This is a genomic window from Mucilaginibacter pocheonensis (assembly GCF_031456535.1).
Classification (GTDB): Bacteria; Bacteroidota; Bacteroidia; order Sphingobacteriales; family Sphingobacteriaceae; genus Mucilaginibacter; species Mucilaginibacter pocheonensis.
Genome location: NZ_JAVDUU010000005.1, coordinates 340,065 through 363,447, shown reverse-complemented (window position 1 = coordinate 363,447; position 23,383 = coordinate 340,065). Strand labels below are relative to the sequence as shown.

Below are 23,383 nucleotides of genomic sequence, written 5' to 3'. Positions count from 1 at the left end.
GCGATCACCAAAAACTAAGTAATTAGTTAAAAAGTGTTAAATAGTTTCTGGTTCGTGCAACAGTTAGGTATCTTGAAGCGTCTTATCCACCAAATGTCTTATGAAACAAATTTTACTGATCCTGCTTTGCTGTTATTTTTCTGCGTTTGCCACGGCACAAACGCAAAATGTTCCAACTAACATAACAGTAAAAGGGGCAGTAATAGATTCGGCCCTAAATAAACCTTTAGGGTATGTTACCGTGGCCCTGCAAGACGCCGCTACCCACGCACCGGTAAAAAGCACCCTTGCCAAAGATGACGGCAGCTTTGAAATTAAAGCGCCCGAAGGTAAAACCTATCAGCTTGTAATTGCTTTTGTTGGGTATGCTACCAAAGTGTTGCCGATAAAACTTACCGGTAATGAATATAACGCGGGCAAAATTCTATTGTCGGCGTCAAGCAAGGAATTGAAAGAAGTAACCGTAACAGCCGTAAGACCGGTTATGAAACAGGAGGTTGACCGCCTTACCTATGATGTGCAGGCCGATCCTGAAAGCAAGGCAGTATCGGCACTGGATATGATGCGTAAAGTACCGCTTTTATCAGTCGATGGAGATGACAAGATAAGGCTCAAGGGCAGTGGGAACTATAAGATACTGATCAATGGCAAGGAGTCGGCACTGATGGCCAAAAATCCATCGGATGTATTGAAATCCATGCCGGCTACCAATATTGAAAAGATAGAAGTGATCACTACGCCGCCTGCCAAGTATGACGCTGAGGGCTTATCGGGCATCATCAATATCATCACCAAAAAAAATGCCGACCAGGGCTACAATGGCAGTGTTAATATACGCTATAATAGCGTTTGGGGACCTGGGTATAACCTTAATGCAACGGTAAAACAAGGCAAGTTCGGGCTTTCGGGTTATGCGGGCTTTGGTACCCAGAAAAAGGTAACCGCCGCAACCCATAATAACCAAACACAATTTGCTGATCAACAGGTATCAAGCATACTGAACCAAAACGGCGCCAATACCTTTGGGGGTAAATACAAATATGCCAATGCCGAACTAAGTTATGAGATTGATAGCCTTGACCTGCTTACGGGCTCATTTGAGATTTTTCAGGGGCATTTTGATCAGAATGGCCTTTTGCAATCAAACCGGGTGAACAGTGCCGGGGTTCTGGATCAGGCCTACCGGAACACAGTTAGCAACAACAGTAAAGATAAGGGCACCGATATTGCCATTAATTACCAGCGAAGCTTTAAAAATCACAAGGATGAGTTATTAACCATGTCTTATAAATACAGCTACTCGCCAAGTGACCAAACAAACGCGAACGAGTTTACCAACAGGTTTAATTACAACGAGGACGATAATCCTGATTTCAGGCAACGTAACAACGCGGGGAACAAGGAGCATACTATTCAGCTTGATTATGTATACCCGCTTAAAAAAATAAACATCGAAGCGGGAGCCAAAGCAATTTTGCGTAATAATTTCAGCGATTTTAAACGGGACAATTTTGACCCCGCTACTAATGAATATGTACCGGATGAGGATCAAACCAATACTTTTGACTACCACCAGGATGTTACCAGTTTTTATAATTCGTACCAGTTAAAATTAAGCAAATGGACAGCAAAAGGCGGTTTGCGTATTGAGCATACCCAGATCAGGGCCGATTTTATGGGCGCACCGCTTGACAGGGGATACAATAATCTTATCCCTTCAATTTCTATACAGCGCAGTTTAAAAAGCAGCAGCATCAATTTAGGTTTTACACAGCGTATACAGCGCCCGGGCATTTACCAGCTTAACCCGTTTATTGATCGCTCAAATCCTAAATTCATCAATACCGGTAATCCAAACCTTCGTCCCGAGCTTAATAATACCTTTGAGCTTACGTATAGCAACTTTAAAAAAGCGTCAGTTACAGTTGGCCTGAGCTATGCGTTCTCAAACAATTCCATTCAAAATGTAAGCCGTTTGCAGGTTGATAATACATCATTAGATACCGTAACCTATACCACTTATCAAAACCTGGGCAGCAATCGTACCTTAGGCCTTAACATCAACACCAATTTCTCTATCATCAAACCCTTTACCGTAAGTTTAAACGGGCAGGTTTCACATGTTTGGTTAAAAGGTACTTACAACGGCTCGTTCTTTAAAAACGATGGGTATATCGGCAACGCGTTTGCCAGCCTAACCTATAAACTGGGCGATACCTACCGCTTAGGTTACAATGCGGGGTTCTTTAGCGGCGATGTAAGCTTGCAGGGCAAAACAAGTAACTTTATATATAACTCGTATACAGTGGCCAAGGAGTTTCTTAATAAAAAACTTACAGTAACATTGGTTGCCAACAATCCTTACAGTAAGTACAGGGCGTATACCAATTCATCGCGCACGCCTGATTTTATTCAAAGTACAAGTACCGATAACCCTTACCGCCATTTTGCCGTCAGGCTTAATTATAAATTTGGCAAACTTAACGGCGACATTAAAAAGAATCAGCGTAGCATAAATAACGACGATACCAAAAACAGCGGTAAAAGTAGTGGTGCAAATCAATAAATTTGCAGCATGAAAGTTTACGGAATTACCAATTGCAATACGGTTAAAAAAGCGCTTGACTGGTTAAAGGAAAATAAGATAGATTATAATTTTCAGGATTTTAAAAAACTGGGCGTAAGCGCCGAAAAGCTACAGGAGTGGGACAGTAAAGCCGGTTACGAGAAATTTTTGAACAAGCAGGGCCTTACCTGGAAACAGCTTGACGCGCAGGTAAAGGAAAGCGTAAAAACAAATACTGATGCCCTTGCCCTTTTGCAGCAAAAAACCAGCATGATAAAAAGACCGGTAATTGAGGATGGCGATTTCCTGTTTTTTGGCTTTGATGAAAAAGTTTATGAAAGTCATTTTTTGAACAGATAATATCGTACAATAGCTCTTGTTTATAAAAAGCCTGTAAATCTTGTATATCTACCTGATTTATAGGCTTTACTTTAAAGCGGTAAATGACTTAATTTTATAGTAACAATCATTTTACCAGTACCTACAAGAGTTTTTTTTATAGTATACTTGCCGCAAATACACAAAAAAAATTGAAATGGATTTAAAACTGATGGCCGGTTTAAGCATGGCCTTTATGTTGGCGGTAAGTGTAGTTGATGCGCAGCAAGCGGCTCCTGCAGGCACGCCTTCATCTGACTACAATTACCACGAAACTTTTGGGCCTTTATTTTACACAAAAAACGGAACAGAATATCGCGCGGCAAGCGGCGAGCCTGGGCCTAAATATTGGCAAAACCGGGCCGATTATCAGCTGGCAGCTAAGTTAAACGATCAAACCAATGAAATTACCGGTTCTGAGGTTTTAACCTATACCAATAACAGTCCTCAAAATCTTGGTTTTTTATGGATGCAGCTTGATCAAAACCTTTTTAAGTTAGATTCAAGAGGAACAGCCATCGTGCCACCGGCGGGCAGCCGCAACTGGGGCCGCGGTGAAGCGTTTGATGCCGGCTATAAAATAAAATCAGTAAAATATGCAAGCGGTAAAGGCGAGTTTGTTGATGCCAAATTCATCATTAACGATACCCGTATGCAGGTTTTTTTACCTAAAGAGGTAGCTGCAAACGGCGGGCAGGCAAAACTTAAGATTGAGTATTCATTTGTATCGCCAAACTATGGGTCAGACCGTATGGGGTACCTGAATACCAAAAATGGCAAAGTGTATACCGTGGCCCAATGGTACCCACGCATGTGCGTGTATGATGATGTAATGGGATGGAATACCCTGCCCTATACCGGTCCGGGTGAATTTTACCTGGAATATGGTGATTTTGATTTGAGTATTACCGCGCCGGCTAACCATATTGTGGTAGCATCGGGCGAGCTGCAGAATCCGCAGGATGTATATACCCCCGAACAGCAAAAACGCTGGGCCGAGGCTGCTCAAAGCGAAAAAACGGTAATGATACGCACAGCAGATGAGGTTAAAAACCCGGCATCGCGCCCGGCGGGTAAAACAGAGCTTACCTGGCACTTTAAAATAAAGAACGCGCGTGATGCGTCATGGGCATCGTCAGCGGCATTTATTGTTGATGCTGCCAAAATGGATCTGCCAAGCGGAAAAAAATCAATAGCCATATCGGCCTACCCGGTTGAGAGCGATGGCAACAACGCCTGGGGACGGTCAACCGAATACGTTAAAAAATCAATTGAATATAATTCATCAAAATGGTTTGAGTTCCCTTATCCAGCGGCTACGGCGGTTGCCGGGGTTGTAGGCGGAATGGAATACCCTGGTATTGTTTTTTGCGGATATAAAGCGCAAAAAGACAGGCTTTGGGGTGTAAATGACCATGAATTTGGCCATACCTGGTTCCCCATGATCGTGGGTTCAAACGAACGTTTATACGGATGGATGGACGAGGGTTTTAACACCTTTATCAACACGCTATCAACTGCCGATTTTAATAATGGCGAATACAAAAAAGGCGCGACAGATATGCATCGCATAGGTGATGTTTTTACCAAACCCGAGCTGGAGCCCATGATGAGCCAGCCTGCTAATCTTAAAGAAAAAAATACCGGTATTCTGCTTTACTTAAAACCAGGCGCAGGCCTTGTTTTACTGCGCGAGCAGATATTGGGCCCCGAGCGTTTTGATTTTGCCTTTAAAACTTATATTAACAGGTGGGCATTTAAGCACCCAACACCAGATGACTTTTTCCGTACGATGGAAAATGCCTCGGGCGAAAGCCTGCAATGGTTTTGGAGAGGCTGGTTCATGAACGACTGGCGCCTGGACGTTGCTGTGAGCGATGTTAAATATGTAGATGGCAATGCTTCAAAAGGCGCGTTGATCACCCTGGATAACCTCGGAAAAATGGCTATGCCGGTTACTTTGGAGATAAAAACCAAAAGCGGTAAAACCGAACGCATTAAACTACCGGTTGAGATTTGGGAGCGCTATGCTTCATGGACATTTAAATATCCATCAACCGAAGAAATTGAATCAGTCACCTACGACCCTGACAATGTATTTCCTGATTACAACCCAGACAATAACGTTTGGAAAAAATAATAACAAAAAAACCGGCCAGGGCCGGTTTTTTTGTTAAAAAAGAAAATACACCATTGACCGGGTGCGAGAAATCTGTATACTAATCTATCATCCTTCGCTGCGTCACCCTTGAGATATTTGTGAGTAAGACCGCCATTGCTGTAGAGGTACGAAGCAATCTATACATAGTACCGACCTTTTAAACCTCTCTATACAGTTTACAGATTGCTTCGTACCTCACAATGACGCGGGAATGAAACTTCGGCTTCGATGAACGGGTGTGTCACTTCTCTTCCAGGGTTTCGCGAAATTTTAATACTCAGGATGATAAACCCTTTTCGTCATCTTTCCTATTCCTTCACGCCCTCTAATTATACGTTTATCATACCATTCAAGCCGCCTATAGCAAATCCTTCAAGTGTTTATAGTTTGACTTTACCGTGTCCAGCACTTCATCCATATGGCCGTTGAGCATTAACTTGGTCATGGATACAGCCATTCCCTTTACCTGCTCAAATTCAATTTTAGGCGGCATGGCCAGCGCGTTAGGATCCGTAAATATGTTCACTAATGCAGGTCCGTCAAAAGCCAGGGCTTCTGCAATAGCCTCTTTTACATTTTCCGGGTATTTAACGTTGATGCCCTTCATCCCCATAGCCTGGGCAACCTGACCAAAGTCGGGGTTGTACATATCTGTTTGCCAGTCGGGCAGGCCGGCTACTTCCATTTCCAGCTTTACCATCCCCAATGAGCTGTTATTAAAAACAATTATCTTAACCGGCAGCTTATATTGCACAATTGTGGCCAGGTCGCCCAGCAACATGGATAAGCCCCCATCCCCGCAAAGTGCTATCACCTGCTGGCCGGGGCGCGCCAGTGCAGCGCCAATTGCCTGCGGCATAGCGTTGGCCATGGAGCCATGGTTAAAAGAACCTATCATTTTTCGCCCGCCTGTGGCGTTGATATAACGCGAGCCCCACACGCATGACATGCCCGTATCTACCGTAAATATGGCATCGTCGGCAGCAAGTTTATCCAGCACACTGGCAACAAACTCAGGGTGTATCTTGTTCTTTTCTCCGCTGTCGTTAATATAAGTTTGCATCTTATCTTTTACATCAGCGTACACTTTTAACTGCGCGTTTAAAAAGCTGTCGTCCGATTTTTGAGCAACCAGCGGCAACAGGGCGGCAAGGGTATCTTTTATAGCTCCATGCAGCCCCATATCAACCTTTGCACGCCTGCCAATACGCTCAGGCTTAATGTCTATTTGCACAATCTTACAGTTTGTGGGCATAAATGGCGTGTAAGGGAAGTCAGTACCCAGCAAAATGAGCAGGTCGCTTTCATGCATGCTATGATAAGCCGACGGTAAACCTAAAAGGCCGGTCATGCCTACCTCGTTCGGGTTATTGTATTGTATATCCATTTTGGCCCTGAACGAATACGCCACTGTAGCTTGCAGCTTTTGCGATAATTCTACCACCTGGTCATGTGCGCCGGCCGCGCCTATACCGCAAAAAATAGTTATTTTATGATGCTGATCAATTAGCCTGGCCAATTGCTTTAAATCATCGTCCGACGGTTTGATCACCGGGACGGGACGGTAGTTTTGAGTAGATGTGTTTATCTCTTCGGCGTCCATGCTGGTAACATCGCCGGGCAAACCAATTACAGCCACCCCTTTTTGGTGCAGCGCGCTCTGAATGCCTGCCTGAAGCATCCGCGGCAATTGTTTGGGCGTGGTAGCTATCTGATTATAATAACTGCAGTCATCAAATAACTTAATGGTATTGGTTTCCTGAAAATATTCGGTACCAAACTCAAAGCTGGCTACGGTTGATGCAATGGCAATAACCGGCGCGCCCGAGCGGTGTGCATCATACAAGCCATTGATCAGGTGCACGTGCCCGGGACCGCTGCTCCCCGCGCAGCAGGCGAGCCCGTTTAATTGTGCTTCGGCGCCGGCGGCATAGGCGCCGGCCTCCTCATGCCTTACGTGTACCCATTGTATAGTGCCTTCGCGCCTTACCGCATCATTTACCTCGTTCAGGCTGTCGCCTGTAACGGCGTATACTCTTTTAATACCGGCATTCACCAGCATTTCAACCAATTGGTCTGCAACGTTTTTTGCCATTTGTTTTTATGATTATATAATCCAAACTCCATAAATCGGTAACAGTTTTTAAAATTATCAATTGCTTCATCAAATCATCACCATAACAAAGGCATGCATGCTATTGATGGTTTTCAGGTAAACTGTGAAAACACAACGGGGGCATGCGTTACGAAGCCAGCCTTTTAATTATTTTAAGGTTTTGGAAGTTGTAAATACCTAGGATCAGGAGAACACACTTTTATTAGCCGAACTTTTATAGGTGTAAATAAAAGTGTATAAAAATGTAAAGTATCTATACAGGTGGGTTACAAATACGTTGCAAAACGATTTGCGTATGGAATTAGTGCAATTATAAAAGCTAATTTTAATTGTACTGAATGGTGTTGAACCGTAGCACCTACATCAAATAAATCAACATAAAAACCATGCTTTTTAATTCAATCAGCTTCGCTATTTTTTTGCCGGTTGTTTTTATACTTTACTGGTTTGTTGCCAATAAAAGCCTGAAGCAACAAAACTTTTTACTGCTTTGTGCAAGCTACTATTTTTATGCCTGCTGGGACTGGCGTTTTCTGTTCTTACTCATCTTTTCAACCCTGCTTGATTATTTTACCGGGCTTAAAATGAGCGAAACCGAAAATCAAAATAAAAGAAGGTTTTGGTTTTGGCTAAGTGTTTTGGTAAATGTTGGTTTTTTGGGAGTGTTTAAATATTATAACTTTTTTGCGGCATCTTTTGCCGACGCGGCATCGAATTTTGGCGTACATGTAAACCCCTGGACCCTAAAGGTTATTTTGCCGGTGGGTATATCCTTTTACACTTTTCATGGCCTGTCATATGTTATTGATATTTATAAAAGGAAAATAAGCGCTGAGAAAAATTTTATTGATTATTCTTTCTTCGTTAGTTTTTTTCCTCTTTTGGTGGCGGGTCCCATCGAACGGGCAACCCATCTTTTACCACAGATAAAAAAGGAAAGAAAGTTTGATTATTTAAATGCCGTTAACGGTTTACGGCAGATATTATGGGGTTTTTTTAAGAAGGCAGTAATTGCCGATCAATGTTCGGAATATGCCAACATGATATTTGCCAATTCATCAACCTACCCGGGCAGTACGCTCATATTTGGCGCTATTTTCTTTGCTTTCCAAATTTATTGCGACTTTTCGGGTTACTCAGACATGGCTATAGGCATAGCAAGGCTTTTTGGAATAGAGCTGTTACGAAACTTTGCCTTTCCTTATTTTTCAAGGGATATAGCCGAGTTTTGGCGTCGCTGGCATATCTCTTTGTCGAGTTGGTTCCGCGATTACTTGTACATACCGCTGGGCGGCAGCAAAGGCGGAACCTGGGTGAAGGTAAGGAACACTATAATTATTTTTCTGGTAAGCGGCTTTTGGCATGGCGCCAACTGGACTTTTATTATTTGGGGCCTTTTAAATGCCTTATTTATTATGCCTTCCATTATTTTTAACACCAACCGCAACAACCTTGAAATTGTGGCCAAGGGCCGTAACCTGCCAACCATAAAAGAGTTTTTGCAAATGCTGCTAACTTTTTCATTGGTTGTTTTTGCATGGATATTTTTCAGGGCGGCCGATTTAAATCATGCCCTGAGCTATATAGGCGGAATATTTTCCATGTCGACGTTTTCCGTCCCCAGATTTGATGCCAGCGGGTTTGACATATTGAACACTATTATTTTGATTATAATTTTCCTGGTAATTGAATGGAACGGGCGCGAAAACCAATACGCCATTGCAACATTAGGCAGCTTAAAAAGAAGGAGTTTCAGGTTGGCGTTTTACTTTACCCTAATCCTCACCATCTATTTGTTTATGGGCCGCGAACAACAATTCATCTACTTTCAATTTTAAATCATGGACAAGTTTTTAAAAAACACCGGTTTGTTTATTGCAGTAACGGCCTCCCTGCTTTTCCTGATCGTGTTTGTTCCTAATTATATTGTAGATAAAAAATCAAGGTTCAGCATTCAGCATAATAATAAAATTGTATTGTTTGGACATTCGCACCCCGAATGCGCTTTTAATGACTCATTGATCCCCAATTTTAAAAACCTCTCGCATTCTGCCGAGCCTTATTTTTATACCTATCAAAAAGTTAAAAAGATAATATCACAAAACCCGCAAATAGAAACGGTTTTGATAGAGTTTTCAAATAACCAGATCAATGAAAAGATGAACGACTGGACATGGGGGTACAAATACATGTCGAGCATGTTCCCGCAATATTCCTCGTTTATGGATAAATCAGACATAGACCTGTTGATAAAAAACAACCCCAAAGATTTTATGAATTGCATGTCAATCTCCACCAGGAAGAATTTGGTGCGGCTTTTAACCTGGAACTATAATTTTTCTGACGCTATAGGTGGGTATTTACGTGTTGAAAGTCATCAGAGCAATGCTGGTTCGGGTGTATTAACAAATGAAACCGCGGTTAACAACGCTAATCTGTCGACTGTTAATATTGATTATCTGGAGAAAATAATTGCATACTGCCACGCCTGCCATAAAAAGGTTTACCTGGTGCGTAGTCCGCAGCATAAAAACTATGAATATTTAAAGAACGAGAAAGATTTTATGAGGATAAAGAAGGAAAGATTTGCAGACATTGACTTTTTGGATTTCAATAACTTTCCTTTAAATGACGATGATTTTTTAGATTATGGTCACCTTAACTATAAAGGCGCTGCAAAGTTCTCCAAATGGTTTAACAAGATGTTGAATTCAGGATTATTAGTGAACAAAAACAAGCAGGCTTTAATCGATCACAACATAAGCAGGGCAGCAAGTATGTAAAGCGCGAACAGCTAACAGGCGAGCATATAAAAACAAAAGAGACAGATTTGTATAAAGTCTGTCTCTTTTTTGATGTATTGATATATAGCGAAGCCTTTTTAAGGCTGTTAATTTCACGTATTGGTTGCAGAACTGATGTTCACGAAACCAATACCATCTGGTATTATATATGATGGAATTTACAATGATCGGTGATCACCTGTAAATGACTGTTAAAATTTGATAGGTTTCCCAGTAGATCTGGAGGAGCCTGCCTTTTAATAAGTTGATGTTTGCTTTTTTCATGTCCGTTATTTCTTATTGACACAACAAAGATACTGCGGGCATTAAGGCGTATCAATGTCAATAAATCGGTTTTAAGAACCAATTTTTCCGGTAGGTTATTCATACCGTCAGGCAATAGTCATGAAGGGTTGGAGAGGCAGTAAAAGAACGTTATTGCATCAGTTTAAACTCAGAAGGGTTATAACCTGCAAAACGTTTAAAAAAACGACTGAAGTGTGAGCTATTATCAAAGTTAAGCCTGTCGGCAATTTCTTTTACACTAAGCCCCGATGACGATAAAAGGTACTGCGCCTCCAGAAATATGCGATTGTGGATTACATGCAGCGCATTCTGCCCGGTTTCATTCTTTACAATTTCGGTTAAATACTTTGCAGATATAAATAGCTCATCGGCGTATTGCTGCACAGTTTTAAGTGTTAAAAATTGCTCTTCCACCAGCTTCTTAAATTTATACACCAGTTGGTATTGTTTGCTCAGGTGCCGGGTAGAGTGGAGCAAACAACTTTCGCAGGCCCGGTTCATTTCATATAAAAGGTCCGTTGCCAGCAAACGTAAAATTTGAAGATGAAAAGCGCCTTGCTCCCTGCTTTCGTCACTGATCTTTTCATACAATGCCTTTAATGACGCGACACCTTTTTTCGACAGGCCATAAATGGGCGGATAATCGGGGTTTACTTCAAGCAGATTGTCAAGAACGTTTTCTTTAAGAAAATTATGGGTTAAAAACTCCTTTTTAAATAATACCTGGTATAAAAGCAAATCGTCAGAAGCATCTTCAAAGGAGGTAATATGCACGGGTGACACCAAATGAACAGAATTGGGGTAAACCTCAAAAACAAAATGACCTATTGTTTTTTTGCAAGAGCCGCTAAGGCACAATATAACTGAGTAATAATCAGTTTTAACGGGCAAGCCACGTTTTATGCCCGGCTCATTGCTTAAAACCGCAAAGTTATCCTGGCTCCAGTCGCTGTTGGTGATGCCAAAGTCGGGATATGGATGAGCCTGCGTAATGTGCCGTTTAAGTGTGGAGGGGATATCTAAAACAGTTATTTTATTACTCATAAGTAAATCAGTACAAATTCAAAGATAAGGTAAAATTACAGTTAGAGGCCATTAGTCATAACCATATCAATATTCAATCGTGAAAGGCAGCTTAGGTTAGTCGAGTTGCAAACGCTCGGCTTTTAATTTTTTTTGAACATCCTGTTTGTAATTGCGGCCTATGGGTAGTTCGTGCCCAGCCACTTCAATGCTATAGGAGTAAAAGGAATCAATTTTGGATAGCGCCACTATAAAAGAGCGGTGTATCCTTACAAACTTGCTTTCCGGAAGCATCTCTTCCAGTATGCTGATCTTTTGCCGGGTAATATGTGTATGTTCTTTTGTTACCACCTTCACATAATCGCGCAGGCTCTCAACCCATAAAATTTCGTTTACATTTATCTTAATGGTTTTACGGTCAACCTTAAGATAAATAAAAGCCTCATGATCGCTTACAGGTGCTTCGTATGTAATTAGCGATCTTGCCTTATTTTCGCTTAACTGGTAAATTTTATCAACAGCCCGTAAAAAACGCTCGAACGAAATGGGCTTTAGTAAATAGTCAACAGCATTCAGTTCAAAGCCTTCCAGGGCATATTCGCTATGCGCGGTTGTAAAAATTACTTTGGGCGGGTTTTTGAGGCTCCTCAACAGGTCGGTACCTTTAATGCCCGGCATCTTGATGTCCAGAAACATAAGATCGACCGGCTTTTGCTGCAGCAGCTGAAAGGCCTGGATAGCATCAGCGCACTTACCCACTAATTCCATCTGGCTAAATTGCGACAGGTATTTTTCAATTACCGCAATTGCATGGGGTTCATCATCAACTATTATTGTGCGGATCTTCATGCGTTTTCCAATTGCTTTAAAGGGCGTTCAACCATCAGGTCCATATCAAGTACAATGAGGAAGGTTTCGTCCTCATTCATTATTTTAAGCTTTGAAGTAGCAGGATACAGCAGATCAAGCCGTTTTATAACGTTTTTTAAACCAATGTGGCCCCGGCCGGCAAGCTTGTCCTCATCAGGCTGCCTTTCGGGATTATTATTGGCAACCTTTAATTTAAAGTGATTGTCGGTAACATTCATATCAATATTGATCCATACCTGTCCCGTTTTTTCGCTGGTGCCATGCTTAAATGCATTCTCAATAAAGGGAAGTATGAGCAAAGGAGCTATCAGCTTATGTTTAAGATCGCCTGTGATGGTGAAATTAATATCAATACGGTCTTCATAGCGCAGCTTTTCCAGTTTTACATATTGCTGCATCATAAATACTTCCCGTTCAAGCGGCACTGTATCTGCATTGCATTCGTAAAGCATGTAGCGCAATATGTCTGACAGGCCTAATATCAATTGTGGTGATTTAAGCGACTGGTCCAGGCTCAGGGCATACAGGTTATTTAATGTATTGAACAAAAAGTGCGGGTGTACCTGGGCTTTTAAAGCGCTCAATTCAGCCTCCAGGGCAGCTTGTTTGCGTTCATACCACATTTTAAACAGCTTAATGGCAAGCACAAAACCAATAATAAGGTTTACGCCTTTAAACGCGTTCACCAGGCTTTCCATATCAAATAGCTTTACAAAAAATGGACGATGATTGTACGCGATATAGCCTTGATCTGTAATGGGCATTACCCTGATGAGGTACGGGTTTACAAACGTTAAACCCACAGCCCTGGTGGCCAGTGTAGAAATAATAACCAGCAATATCAACAACAGCGTGAATACAAAATACCGGTTAACAAATAAATAACGTGGAATTACCCAGTAAGCAATGGCATAATAGTAGGCAATTTGAACCGGCATAAAGAATAGGTTATTCCGAAGCGATACTACAAAATTAGTTTGTACTGAATACATACTTGCCACCAGGAAATAAACCGCCAGCCAAAACAACAGGTGCTGGTATATCCTTGGCACCCTGATGTTTTGCAGCCTGATATCGATCCTGTTGTTCATATTGCTAATTTACCTGATATAGGACAAAAGGCGCGCAATATTTTAGGTAAATGCGATAAACCGCATGATTTTGTCGACATACAGCAATAAAATATTTAATCAGGGTAATTATTTTTGATAAATGCTGATAACGGGCAATTAAACGCTGTTTGTATGCATTTGACGGTTGAGTAACGTCACTGTTTTTTAGTTGTGGATGAACGAGGTAATTTGATTTATGAATTAAAAAACAGAGGTTATGAAAACATTAATGATAACAGCTTTGATCCTGATAAGCGCTGTATGCAGCCAGGCTCAAAACAAAGCACAGGTTAACAGTGGTTTTTGGGTAGTGGAGAGTAATATCAATAAACCCGAAGTGCAAACGATAAGGTTTTACAGTGATGGTTCCAAATTGCTTTACGAGGAAACCATCAATGCCAAATTAAATTTAAAGCGTAAAAAAGTGCAGCTGGCTTTAAACCAACTATGCAGCAAACTAAACGCGAGCAGCGAATATATAGAGAGCAAAAAGCTTATTGCTCTTGCGTTTAACCTAAAACGCTAACGATCTTTTTTAATTATACTTTGAACAAGGGCTGGCGCGAGGCCGGCCCTGTTCTGTTTTATGAGAGGTTAAGCCTGTTCCTGCTCTACCCAGTTGCCGTCATCTTTAATAATGTTGATCAATTCGTCGAGAGCGTTTGCTGAGCTGATGTTTTTCTTTACAGCTTCTTTGCCACGGTAAAGTGTTACTTTGTCGGTTCCAGAGCCTACATAACCATAATCGGCATCGGCCATTTCGCCGGGGCCATTTACAATGCAGCCCATAATACCAATTTTTAAGCCTTTAAGGTGACTTGTGCGGCTACGGATCATTTGCGTAGTTACCATCAAATCAAACAAGGTACGGCCACAGCTTGGGCAAGATATGTACTCTGTTTTGGAAATTCTGGAGCGGGTGGCCTGCAAAATGCCAAAAGCTGTTGAAGTGATCACGCTGGCTGGCAGCTCCGGAGCGTTTATCCAGATGCCGTCGCCAAAACCATCAACCAACAAAGCGCCAAGATCGGTTGCGGCGTAAAGTTGTAGTTTGGTTGTGAGCTGTGAATTGTGAGTGGTGAGGTCATTTGGTTCATGAACTTTTGGACCTTCTAAGTCGTTGTCCATTGCCCCAAATTCATAGTCCCTTTTTACTATCACAGGTATCTCCAATCCCAGTTCTTCCAGCTTAAAGAAAAAACCACGCTGGTCGGCCATGCCATGCAGGGCTGTGGTTTCCAATACAAACACCAGCGAGTTGTCAAAAGGGATCGAGCCAAACTGGTCTGAGTCAATATCGGCAGGTTGTATTCTTACCAGGTTTAATTTGGATGAGCGATCGGTTGCTTCAATATATTCCTGTAACGAAAACACTGGGTGGCAATTGGTTTTATCAGCCAGTTTTTGCCAGGTTTTATAGTTATAAAGCTGTTTTAAATTGCTTGGAAATACAAACGATGGCAAAGCATCGGCCAGGTAAACAAAATCAACCGATTGCTCGGCCATATTATATTTATCAAGCAGTGGCGAGTACAGGTAACCAGCGTCCTTTAAAATAGAGGCGTCCTTTAAATTGCTCTTTGACAGATCAATAACCACACGGGGTACCATGTGGCCGCCAATAAAAGCATTGGCCTCATAAGTATGGCGTTTTTTGTATTCGTAGGGACTATGTGCAGATGAAAGGTTGAAGGTTAAAGGTGAGAGGTTTTTTTCCTCAGCGGCCTCATTGCCTTTTGCCTTTAAGCTCTCGCCTTTCGCCCTTAAAGAATATCGCTTTACCAGCTCAATAGCAACAGGCGCTTCGGCTTCAGGTTCTTCGGTCAGGGAAACACGAACGGTATCGCCAAGGCCATCGTCCAGCAAGGTGCCAATACCAACTGCAGATTTGATACGGCCGTCCTCTCCATCGCCCGCTTCGGTTACACCCAGGTGCAGCGGGTAGTTCATGCCTTCGGCCACCATGGTTTCAACCAGTAAACGGTATGCTTGCACCATTACCTGCGGATTGCTCGATTTCATAGAGATCACAAGGTTATAAAAGTTCAGCGTTTCGCACATCCGCATAAATTCCATCGCCGACTCCACCATACCCTGCGGAGTATCGCCATAGCGGCTCATGATGCGGTCGCTCAACGAACCGTGATTGGTGCCAATGCGCATAGCTGTACCATACTCCTTGCATATTTTTACAAGCGGTGCAAATTTTTGGTAAATACGTTCCAGTTCGCCCTGGTATTGCAGGTCGGTATAGTCTATCTGATCAAATTTCTTTTTATCGGCGTAATTACCGGGGTTCACGCGTACTTTTTCAACAATACGTGCCGCAACTTCGGCGGCGTTGGGAGTAAAGTGAATATCGGCAACCAGCGGTACATTATATCCACGCAGGCGAAGCTGTTTCTTGATCTCGGCCAGGTTTTGCGCCTCTTTGATGCTTGGTGCTGTAATGCGCACATATTCACAACCGGCATCAACCATACGGATGGATTGTTCCACCGTACCAATGGTATCCAGGGTATCAGTAGTGGTCATGCTCTGTATCCTGATAGGGTTATTGCCTCCCATGGGCACATCGCCAATGGCAACTTCACGGGTTACAAAACGCGAATATTCGGTTAGTGAATTGCAATAACGGCCTTGCAGTAATTTAACAGCATCAGTATTCATGCAGCGGATATTTAATAAGATGCAAATTTAAGAATTATGTTGTGGATTAGTTGGTCAATTGTATGTGGTATAATTAATATGGCATTAATGCATGGCGCAGTAATAATGTTTATTTTAGCACTCACATGGCTTGTTTTTGTGCTCGTCGTACTTAAATATCAATTAGTAAAGGAAAAATAATAATCAAAACAACCTGTCCTTAATTACCAATGTGCCGGCCATCATGTCATGCAGGCATTGTTGTTTTTTATTGAAAAACGCTAGCAGATAGCCGACAAAAAACGTAGCCACTGAAAATATTTTGCATAGGTTACGGCTTATGGCTTTACCTGTGCTGATGCGGTTACCCTGCATATCAACCACTTTAATTTTTAGCATTTGCTTGCCATGCGTGGCCTGTTGTGCCGAACTTTCCATTATAATATGGTAAATGATCTTGGCAAATGGTATTGCACCTAAAAAAGAAAAGGATGCTACTATGCGTTGTTCTTTATTGTGAATAAACATTAGCACCACAATAAATGCAATAATGATAAATACACCTAAAAGCATAAACCAGTCAAGCACGGAGGCCAGCAACCGTTGATCAAAACTGCCAAAATATTGCATTAGCAAAGCGGGTTTTTTAAAGCCCAATATCTCTCTTAATTCAGCAATTTCCTGTGCCTCTTTGTAATCATCCATTTCAGGGGTTTTTACAAAGTCGCCGGGCCTTATGTTTCGGGCCTTTAATTCCTCCACGCTAAAAGGGCCTTCTGGTTTACCTTTAATTACTAAAATATAGGTTGGGGCCATTATTCAGTTTGCTTTTAAATTGGAGCGATTACTGCACAAAATGTTACACTAATACGATCCATTAAAGGTACGTCTTTATGACAATGATTTATCATTCTCAGGACTGACGATCTTTCGCGGAACATGCATACAGCAGAATAGGTACATCACAATGCGACGACATATATTCCCCGGGAGGTTGTTTATAAAATTACAAATATGGTTTCCACCAATTGGAATTGTACGCGCCTGTAACTTCAGTTGGTTCACCTGGCTGGGGCACAAATAAATCTATGTTTTTTTCATTAGCCAAAGTTGTCAGCCGTTCAATGGGTTCGTACCAGGCATGTGGCGCCAGGTTAAAAGTGCCGTAGTGGATGGGCATCATTAGTTTACCCTTTAGGGCCAGGTGCGCGTTTGAGGCATGGTCCGGGCCCATGTGTATATCGGGCCAAAATTTGCCATAAGCGCCAACTTCCAGCATGGTAAGGTCAAACGGGCCAAACGCTTCGCCGATGGCTTCAAAACTGGGCGACCAGCCTGAGTCGGCGCCGAAATAAATATTATGCTTTGGTCCCTTTATTACGAACGACGACCATAAGGTTTCATTGCGATTAACCACCCCGCGACCTGAAAAATGCCTTGAAGGGGCGGCCGTTACTACAATATCATTACCTATCATTATGCTGTCGCCCCAATCCATTTCGGTAATATAGTTTTCAATAATGCCCCATTTGCGCAGATATTGTCCTACGCCAATTGAGCAGTAAAAGGGGATGGTTGACCCTGCAAAGTATTTAATGGTATCCCTGTCAAAATGGTCATAATGATCATGTGATATAATTACTGCATCCAATGGCGGCAGTTCGCTTAACAAAAGCGGTGGTTTAAAAAAGCGTTTAGGGCCCATGAATTTGGAGAACGAAGCTCGTTCGCTCCAAACCGGGTCAGTTAATATGCGTTTTCCATCAATCTCTATCAATATGCTGGAGTGCCCTATCCAGGTAATGCGCAAACCGCTTGCTGGTGGCTTTTGATAAATTGTAGTATCGGTTTTAAAAGGGCCTAATGTTTTCTTTGGTGTATTTTCGGCTTTATTGTTAAGGTATTCCCGTAAAATCGGGACAATTTTGCCAAAGCCTGCCTCGTCTGTGGGTATTACATTGATGTATTTTTTTCCTTCTTTTCGTGATCCTTTCAAACTCATAATAACAATTATAGTACTATATTATTCAAATAGATATATGCAGCACTAAAAAGTTACGATGATTAACGGGGGTTGGTTTTAATTGACACAGGGATGATGTATCATCGTAAAAAACCTGTGAGGGCTATACTTTAAATAAACTGGTTCGGCTGGATAAACCCGAACGATGCATATGGCAATGCCCGGTAATATTGTGTTATAACCTTTATATTCTCATTGTTATGACACAAAAATCTCATTCACACGCTTTAGCCTGCTTTATGGCGGGTATTGTTGGCTCAATTGTAATTATGCGCATTGGTCATCGGTTTTTAATTAACTGGATACCTTTTGTGGTGCAAATAGCCATAGCTGCTTTTTATTTTACAGGTACGCTGGTTTACATATTCATCTGGAAAAGAAAAGCGGCCCGGCAGCAGATCGACTCGGGGGCTGTTTTAGGTTTCTGGCATGGAGTACTCCGATATTTTATAGCCCTTGACCTGTGCATGTTTGGCTTTCAAAAGATATTTCATTTGCAGTTTGCTATTCCGCTGGGAATGCTCGACAATCCTTTCAGCAGCCTTTCGGGCGAGGAGATGATGTGGGCTTTTTTTGGCCATTTTTATGCTTTTACGGTAATTATTGCGTGCCTGCAGTTTATGGGAGCAATTATGCTGCTGTTCCGAAAAACCAGGCTCCTGGCAGTTATTTTTCTTTTGCCATTATTGTTTAACATCCTCCTGCTCGATTATTTTTATAATCTGGGCATGGTAGTAAATGTATACATCACCATTTTAGTGATCGCCATGATCTATTTGCTGCTGCTGGATTATGACCGGTTGGCTGAATTTTTTCTTAAGGCGAAGGATAATGCGCCAGTACTGAAACTTAAAAGCCCTCTGTTAAAAAATGTTATCCGGCTTTCAATTTTTTATATCCCTTTGTTACTGTTAGCCGGTTATAAATTCCCTAAAAGCTATCCTCGAATAATGGGCAAGTATGAAGTGAAAAGTGTGCTTGTTAATAATACCGATCAAAAATTAAAGCCTTGCCGCGACAGTTTATTAACCAAAATATTTATTGATAATTATGATTTTGTGATGGAATACAATAACTATCAGGCACGATTAATTGGCAGCTACCAATATAATGAGCAAACGCGGCAGCTTAAAGCTATATGGCGGTACCCGGTGAATATGCATGACACGCTTAATGTACACGTTGCAGATGGTAAAATACCCGGCAGCCGGATAATGAGCGGGCGTATGGGCAAGGATGTTATTAAGATTGATATGCAAAAGGTAAATCCGAACGATGCATATGGCAATGCCCGGTAATATTGTGTTATAACCTTTATATTCTCATTGTTATGACACAAAAATCTCATTCACACGCTTTAGCCTGCTTTATGGCGGGTATTGTTGGCTCAATTGTAATTATGCGCATTGGTCATCGGTTTTTAATTAACTGGATACCTTTTGTGGTGCAAATAGCCATAGCTGCTTTTTATTTTACAGGTACGCTGGTTTACATATTCATCTGGAAAAGAAAAGCGGCCCGGCAGCAGATCGACTCGGGGGCTGTTTTAGGTTTCTGGCATGGAGTACTCCGATATTTTATAGCCCTTGACCTGTGCATGTTTGGCTTTCAAAAGATATTTCATTTGCAGTTTGCTATTCCGCTGGGAATGCTCGACAATCCTTTCAGCAGCCTTTCGGGCGAGGAGATGATGTGGGCTTTTTTTGGCCATTTTTATGCTTTTACGGTAATTATTGCGTGCCTGCAGTTTATGGGAGCAATTATGCTGCTGTTCCGAAAAACCAGGCTCCTGGCAGTTATTTTTCTTTTGCCATTATTGTTTAACATCCTCCTGCTCGATTATTTTTATAATCTGGGCATGGTAGTAAATGTATACATCACCATTTTAGTGATCGCCATGATCTATTTGCTGCTGCTGGATTATGACCGGTTGGCTGAATTTTTTCTTAAGGCGAAGGATAATGCGCCAGTACTGAAACTTAAAAGCCCTCTGTTAAAAAATGTTATCCGGCTTTCAATTTTTTATATCCCTTTGTTACTGTTAGCCGGTTATAAATTCCCTAAAAGCTATCCTCGAATAATGGGCAAGTATGAAGTGAAAAGTGTGCTTGTTAATAATACCGATCAAAAATTAAAGCCTTGCCGCGACAGTTTATTAACCAAAATATTTATTGATAATTATGATTTTGTGATGGAATACAATAACTATCAGGCACGATTAATTGGCAGCTACCAATATAATGAGCAAACGCGGCAGCTTAAAGCTATATGGCGGTACCCGGTGAATATGCATGACACGCTTAATGTACACGTTGCAGATGGTAAAATACCCGGCAGCCGGATAATGAGCGGGCGTATGGGCAAGGATGTTATTAAGATTGATATGCAAAAGGTAAATTGAAAAACTCTGCCCGATGCGTTGTACAGGTATTTGACTTTGGAGGAACAGGCATGTAATCTGTAGTTATAAACTACAGGCATAGTCGTTCGAAGTCTGAGACTTCGAACAGCGCGGTCTCTGACTTAAGATGATGCGGTAACCAATGCTTTTCTCCGTTGACAAGCCTTCACCGGCAACTTTTAATGCAATCATTTTTTACAAAATTCTGCCAACCTGTCACCAACATGAATGGTTTTCCTGACGTGATATTTGTCATCCTGACTATAATCCTGCCAAATAGATATTGGCACAAACGTTGATAAATAGCTGATGTAGTAAAATATTAAATCAAGAAAACACAATCATATGTCTAAAATAATTGGAATCGACTTAGGAACAACAAACTCCTGCGTAGCTGTAATGGAAGGTAATGAGCCTGTAGTTATAGCAAACAGCGAGGGAAAACGTACTACGCCGTCCGTAGTAGCTTTTATTGACAACGGCGAGCGTAAAGTTGGCGATCCTGCAAAACGCCAGGCAATCACTAACCCTACAAAAACCATTTCGTCAATTAAACGCTTTATGGGTAACCAGTTTAACGAAGTTACAAGTGAAGCCGCCCGCGTACCTTACAAGGTAGTTAAAGGCGATAACAACACTCCGCGTGTTGAAATTGGCGACCGTAAATACACTCCGCAAGAGATATCAGCAATGATACTTCAGAAAATGAAGAAAACAGCTGAAGACTTTTTAGGAACCGAAGTTACGGAAGCTGTTATTACAGTACCTGCTTATTTTAACGATGCGCAGCGCCAGGCAACTAAAGAAGCCGGTGAAATTGCGGGTTTAAAAGTACGTCGTATCATTAACGAACCTACTGCTGCTGCCCTGGCTTACGGCTTTGATAAAGCGCACAAGGATATGAAAATTGCCGTATTTGACTGCGGTGGTGGTACTCATGACGTATCTATCCTTGAATTAGGTGACGGCGTTTTTGAAGTAAAATCAACTGATGGTGATACTCACCTGGGTGGTGACGACTTTGACCAGGTAATTATTGACTGGTTGGCCGACGAATTTAAAAGCGACGAAGGCATTGACCTGCGTAAAGACCCAATGGCTTTACAACGTTTAAAAGAATCTGCCGAGAAAGCTAAAATTGAGTTGTCAAGCTCTGCTCAAACAGAAGTTAACCTGCCATATATCACCGCTGCCGATGGTATGCCTAAGCACCTTGTTAAAACTTTAACACGTGCCAAGTTTGAACAACTGGCTGATAGCCTGATCAAACGTACCATTGAGCCTTGTAAATCAGCATTGAAAAATGCAGGTTTAAGCACTTCTGATATTGACGAAGTTATCCTGGTAGGTGGTTCTACACGTATCCCCGCCATACAGGAAGCTGTACAGAAATTTTTTGGTAAAGCCCCTTCAAAAGGTGTTAACCCTGATGAGGTTGTTGCAATAGGCGCTGCTATACAAGGTGGTGTATTAACCGGCGAGGTTAAAGATGTGTTGTTACTGGATGTTACCCCGCTTTCATTAGGTATTGAAACCATGGGTGGCGTAATGACCAAACTGATAGAGTCAAACACAACTATCCCAACAAAAAAATCAGAAACTTTCTCAACCGCATCTGACAGCCAGCCGTCTGTTGAGATCCACATATTACAGGGTGAACGCCCAATGGCTGCGGGTAACCGTACTATAGGTCGTTTCCACCTGGATGGTATACCACCAGCACCACGCGGTGTGCCACAAATTGAGGTAACTTTTGATATTGATGCCAATGGTATATTGCATGTATCTGCTAAAGATAAAGCAACCGGCAAAGAACAAAAGATACGTATCGAGGCTTCATCAGGCTTAACTGACGAAGAGATCAAGAAAATGAAGGACGAAGCTGAAGCCAATGCTGATGCTGACCAAAAGGCAAAAGAAGAAGTTGAAAAACTGAACGCTGCTGATGCCCTGATCTTCTCGACCGAAAAACAATTGAAAGAGTACGGCGATAAAATTTCGGCTGACAAAAAAGGACCTATCGAAGATGGCCTTAAAAAGTTGAAAGAAGCTTATGCATCTAAAAACTTAGCTGAAATTGAAACCGCTCAAACTGAACTGAACGCTGCATGGGCTACAGCATCTGAAGAGATGTACAAAGCATCAGCCGAAGCAGGTCAGGCTCAGCCAGGTGATGGTAACCCAGGTGCAGGTCCGCAGGATCATGGCGATACCGTAACCGATGTTGACTTTGAAGAAGTAAAAGACGATACAAAATAATAAGTGTTGTTTATAAATTAAAAAGCCCGGTCAGGATTTCCTGAACCGGGCTTTTTTGTGTTTTATGATACTTTGAGCATTGATTTTCCTCCTAAGATCGACGAACGGCAAAAATTTACCTGCAAACAGCCAATAATAAACTACAAGAGCTGTAATGTGTTGATTATTAGCTAATTTATTGGTTTGGCGATTGCAATTGCTCTTTTGTCTACATAAATATGGCGGTGGTCTAATTGTTTTTTTTGGCGTTTAAAAATGTTGTTTTTTTGATTGAAAAAAAGAATTCAACAGCATTTTTAAATTAAAATATCATGAAAAATTCAATAAAATTGTCGGCATTATTTCTTTTGTTAAGTTTCGGTGCTTTTGCCGCGAAACCTGTAAAAGCTAAAGAAGACCCTGCAAAATCCAAAGACGTTATTACTTTATCTGCAATGAAGGAGAACCGGGGCGTTTATGTAAATGTTTTAAAAGCGGGCTCCCGTAAACCTTATGTATTGGTTTATGACAGGGATTCCAATATGCTCCTGAAAGATGTATTACCTAATAAGCCGGAGGTTACAAAAGGATATGTTTTAACCAATCTGGATAATGGAAATTATACCATCATGGTCATCTCAAACAACGAGGTGGTAAGGAAGCAAGTTCATGTTTACGAAGAATACAATCAAAAAACATTTTTCTTCATTAACTGATAACAGCCTTATATAAAACGAAAAGATCCCGCCTTCTGGCG

17 protein-coding genes are annotated in these 23,383 nt (G+C 41.7%); 10 read left to right on the top strand and 7 right to left on the bottom strand.

Features of this window, described 5'->3' with window-relative positions:
* The first annotated feature begins 100 nt into the window (after positions 1-100).
* From J2W55_RS24670 to J2W55_RS24660, 3 genes are all read left to right on the top strand, one after another.
* Positions 101-2,566: a TonB-dependent receptor gene (locus tag J2W55_RS24670; protein WP_310102817.1), complete on the top strand. Its 2,466-nt coding sequence runs from the start codon at positions 101-103 to the stop codon at positions 2,564-2,566.
* Between the two features lie 9 nt (positions 2,567-2,575).
* Positions 2,576-2,926, top strand: a complete 351-nt coding sequence (locus J2W55_RS24665; RefSeq protein WP_310102814.1) for a Spx/MgsR family RNA polymerase-binding regulatory protein — start codon at positions 2,576-2,578, stop codon at positions 2,924-2,926.
* A gap of 175 nt (positions 2,927-3,101) precedes the next feature.
* Complete coding sequence (locus tag J2W55_RS24660; protein ID WP_310102811.1) at positions 3,102-5,084, top strand: M1 family metallopeptidase; 1,983 nt, start codon at positions 3,102-3,104, stop codon at positions 5,082-5,084.
* 379 nt (positions 5,085-5,463) lie between these two features.
* Here the strand turns inward: J2W55_RS24660 and J2W55_RS24655 are convergent, their stop codons facing one another.
* A complete protein-coding gene (locus J2W55_RS24655; RefSeq protein ID WP_310102808.1) occupies positions 5,464-7,200 on the bottom strand; it encodes a thiamine pyrophosphate-dependent enzyme in 1,737 nt (578 codons plus the stop codon).
* Positions 7,201-7,607: 407 nt separating this feature from the next.
* Between J2W55_RS24655 and J2W55_RS24650 the strand changes: the two genes are divergently transcribed.
* Entirely contained in the window at positions 7,608-9,059 is a 1,452-nt protein-coding gene (locus J2W55_RS24650; RefSeq protein WP_310102805.1) for an MBOAT family O-acyltransferase, read from the top strand.
* 3 nt (positions 9,060-9,062) lie between these two features.
* Positions 9,063-10,004 (top strand): LB_356 family protein, encoded by a 942-nt coding sequence (locus J2W55_RS24645; protein WP_310102802.1) that lies wholly within the window; start codon positions 9,063-9,065, stop codon positions 10,002-10,004.
* Between the two features lie 435 nt (positions 10,005-10,439).
* Here J2W55_RS24645 and J2W55_RS24640 read toward each other — a convergent pair whose 3' ends face one another.
* The 3 genes from J2W55_RS24640 to J2W55_RS24630 form a co-directional block, all read right to left on the bottom strand.
* Positions 10,440-11,354 carry a helix-turn-helix domain-containing protein gene (locus J2W55_RS24640; protein ID WP_310102798.1) on the bottom strand — a complete coding sequence of 305 codons (915 nt, stop codon included), beginning with the start codon at positions 11,352-11,354 and terminating at the stop codon, positions 10,440-10,442.
* A gap of 96 nt (positions 11,355-11,450) precedes the next feature.
* Positions 11,451-12,182: a LytR/AlgR family response regulator transcription factor gene (locus J2W55_RS24635; RefSeq protein WP_310102795.1), complete on the bottom strand. Its 732-nt coding sequence runs from the start codon at positions 12,180-12,182 to the stop codon at positions 11,451-11,453.
* Positions 12,179-13,294, bottom strand: coding sequence for a sensor histidine kinase (locus tag J2W55_RS24630; RefSeq protein WP_310102792.1), 1,116 nt, complete (start codon positions 13,292-13,294; stop codon positions 12,179-12,181). Before J2W55_RS24630 ends, J2W55_RS24635 begins: the two co-directional genes overlap by 4 nt.
* Before the next feature lie 238 nt (positions 13,295-13,532).
* On the opposite strand from J2W55_RS24630, the gene J2W55_RS24625 reads away from it, so the two are divergent.
* Positions 13,533-13,841, top strand: a complete 309-nt coding sequence (locus tag J2W55_RS24625) for a hypothetical protein (protein WP_310102789.1) — start codon at positions 13,533-13,535, stop codon at positions 13,839-13,841.
* A 68-nt stretch (positions 13,842-13,909) separates the two neighbouring features.
* Here the strand turns inward: J2W55_RS24625 and ispG are convergent, their stop codons facing one another.
* From ispG to J2W55_RS24610, 3 genes are all read right to left on the bottom strand, one after another.
* Positions 13,910-15,985 carry a (E)-4-hydroxy-3-methylbut-2-enyl-diphosphate synthase gene (gene ispG, locus J2W55_RS24620; RefSeq protein WP_310102786.1) on the bottom strand — a complete coding sequence of 692 codons (2,076 nt, stop codon included), beginning with the start codon at positions 15,983-15,985 and terminating at the stop codon, positions 13,910-13,912.
* A 183-nt stretch (positions 15,986-16,168) separates the two neighbouring features.
* A complete protein-coding gene (locus J2W55_RS24615) occupies positions 16,169-16,780 on the bottom strand; it encodes an RDD family protein (protein WP_310102783.1) in 612 nt (203 codons plus the stop codon).
* Positions 16,781-16,970: 190 nt separating this feature from the next.
* Positions 16,971-17,966, bottom strand: a complete 996-nt coding sequence (locus J2W55_RS24610) for an MBL fold metallo-hydrolase (RefSeq protein ID WP_310102780.1) — start codon at positions 17,964-17,966, stop codon at positions 16,971-16,973.
* A 221-nt stretch (positions 17,967-18,187) separates the two neighbouring features.
* Here J2W55_RS24610 and J2W55_RS24605 point away from each other — a divergent pair, with 221 nt between their 5' ends.
* The 4 genes from J2W55_RS24605 to J2W55_RS24590 all read left to right on the top strand — a co-directional run bounded on the left by J2W55_RS24605 (position 18,188) and on the right by J2W55_RS24590 (position 23,342).
* Positions 18,188-19,285: a hypothetical protein gene (locus J2W55_RS24605; protein WP_310102776.1), complete on the top strand. Its 1,098-nt coding sequence runs from the start codon at positions 18,188-18,190 to the stop codon at positions 19,283-19,285.
* A 32-nt stretch (positions 19,286-19,317) separates the two neighbouring features.
* Complete coding sequence (locus J2W55_RS24600; protein ID WP_310102772.1) at positions 19,318-20,388, top strand: hypothetical protein; 1,071 nt, start codon at positions 19,318-19,320, stop codon at positions 20,386-20,388.
* 321 nt (positions 20,389-20,709) lie between these two features.
* Positions 20,710-22,647 (top strand): molecular chaperone DnaK, encoded by a 1,938-nt coding sequence (gene dnaK / locus J2W55_RS24595; RefSeq protein WP_310103042.1) that lies wholly within the window; start codon positions 20,710-20,712, stop codon positions 22,645-22,647.
* Between the two features lie 311 nt (positions 22,648-22,958).
* Complete coding sequence (locus J2W55_RS24590) at positions 22,959-23,342, top strand: hypothetical protein (protein WP_310102769.1); 384 nt, start codon at positions 22,959-22,961, stop codon at positions 23,340-23,342.
* The last annotated feature ends 41 nt before the right edge of the window (positions 23,343-23,383 follow it).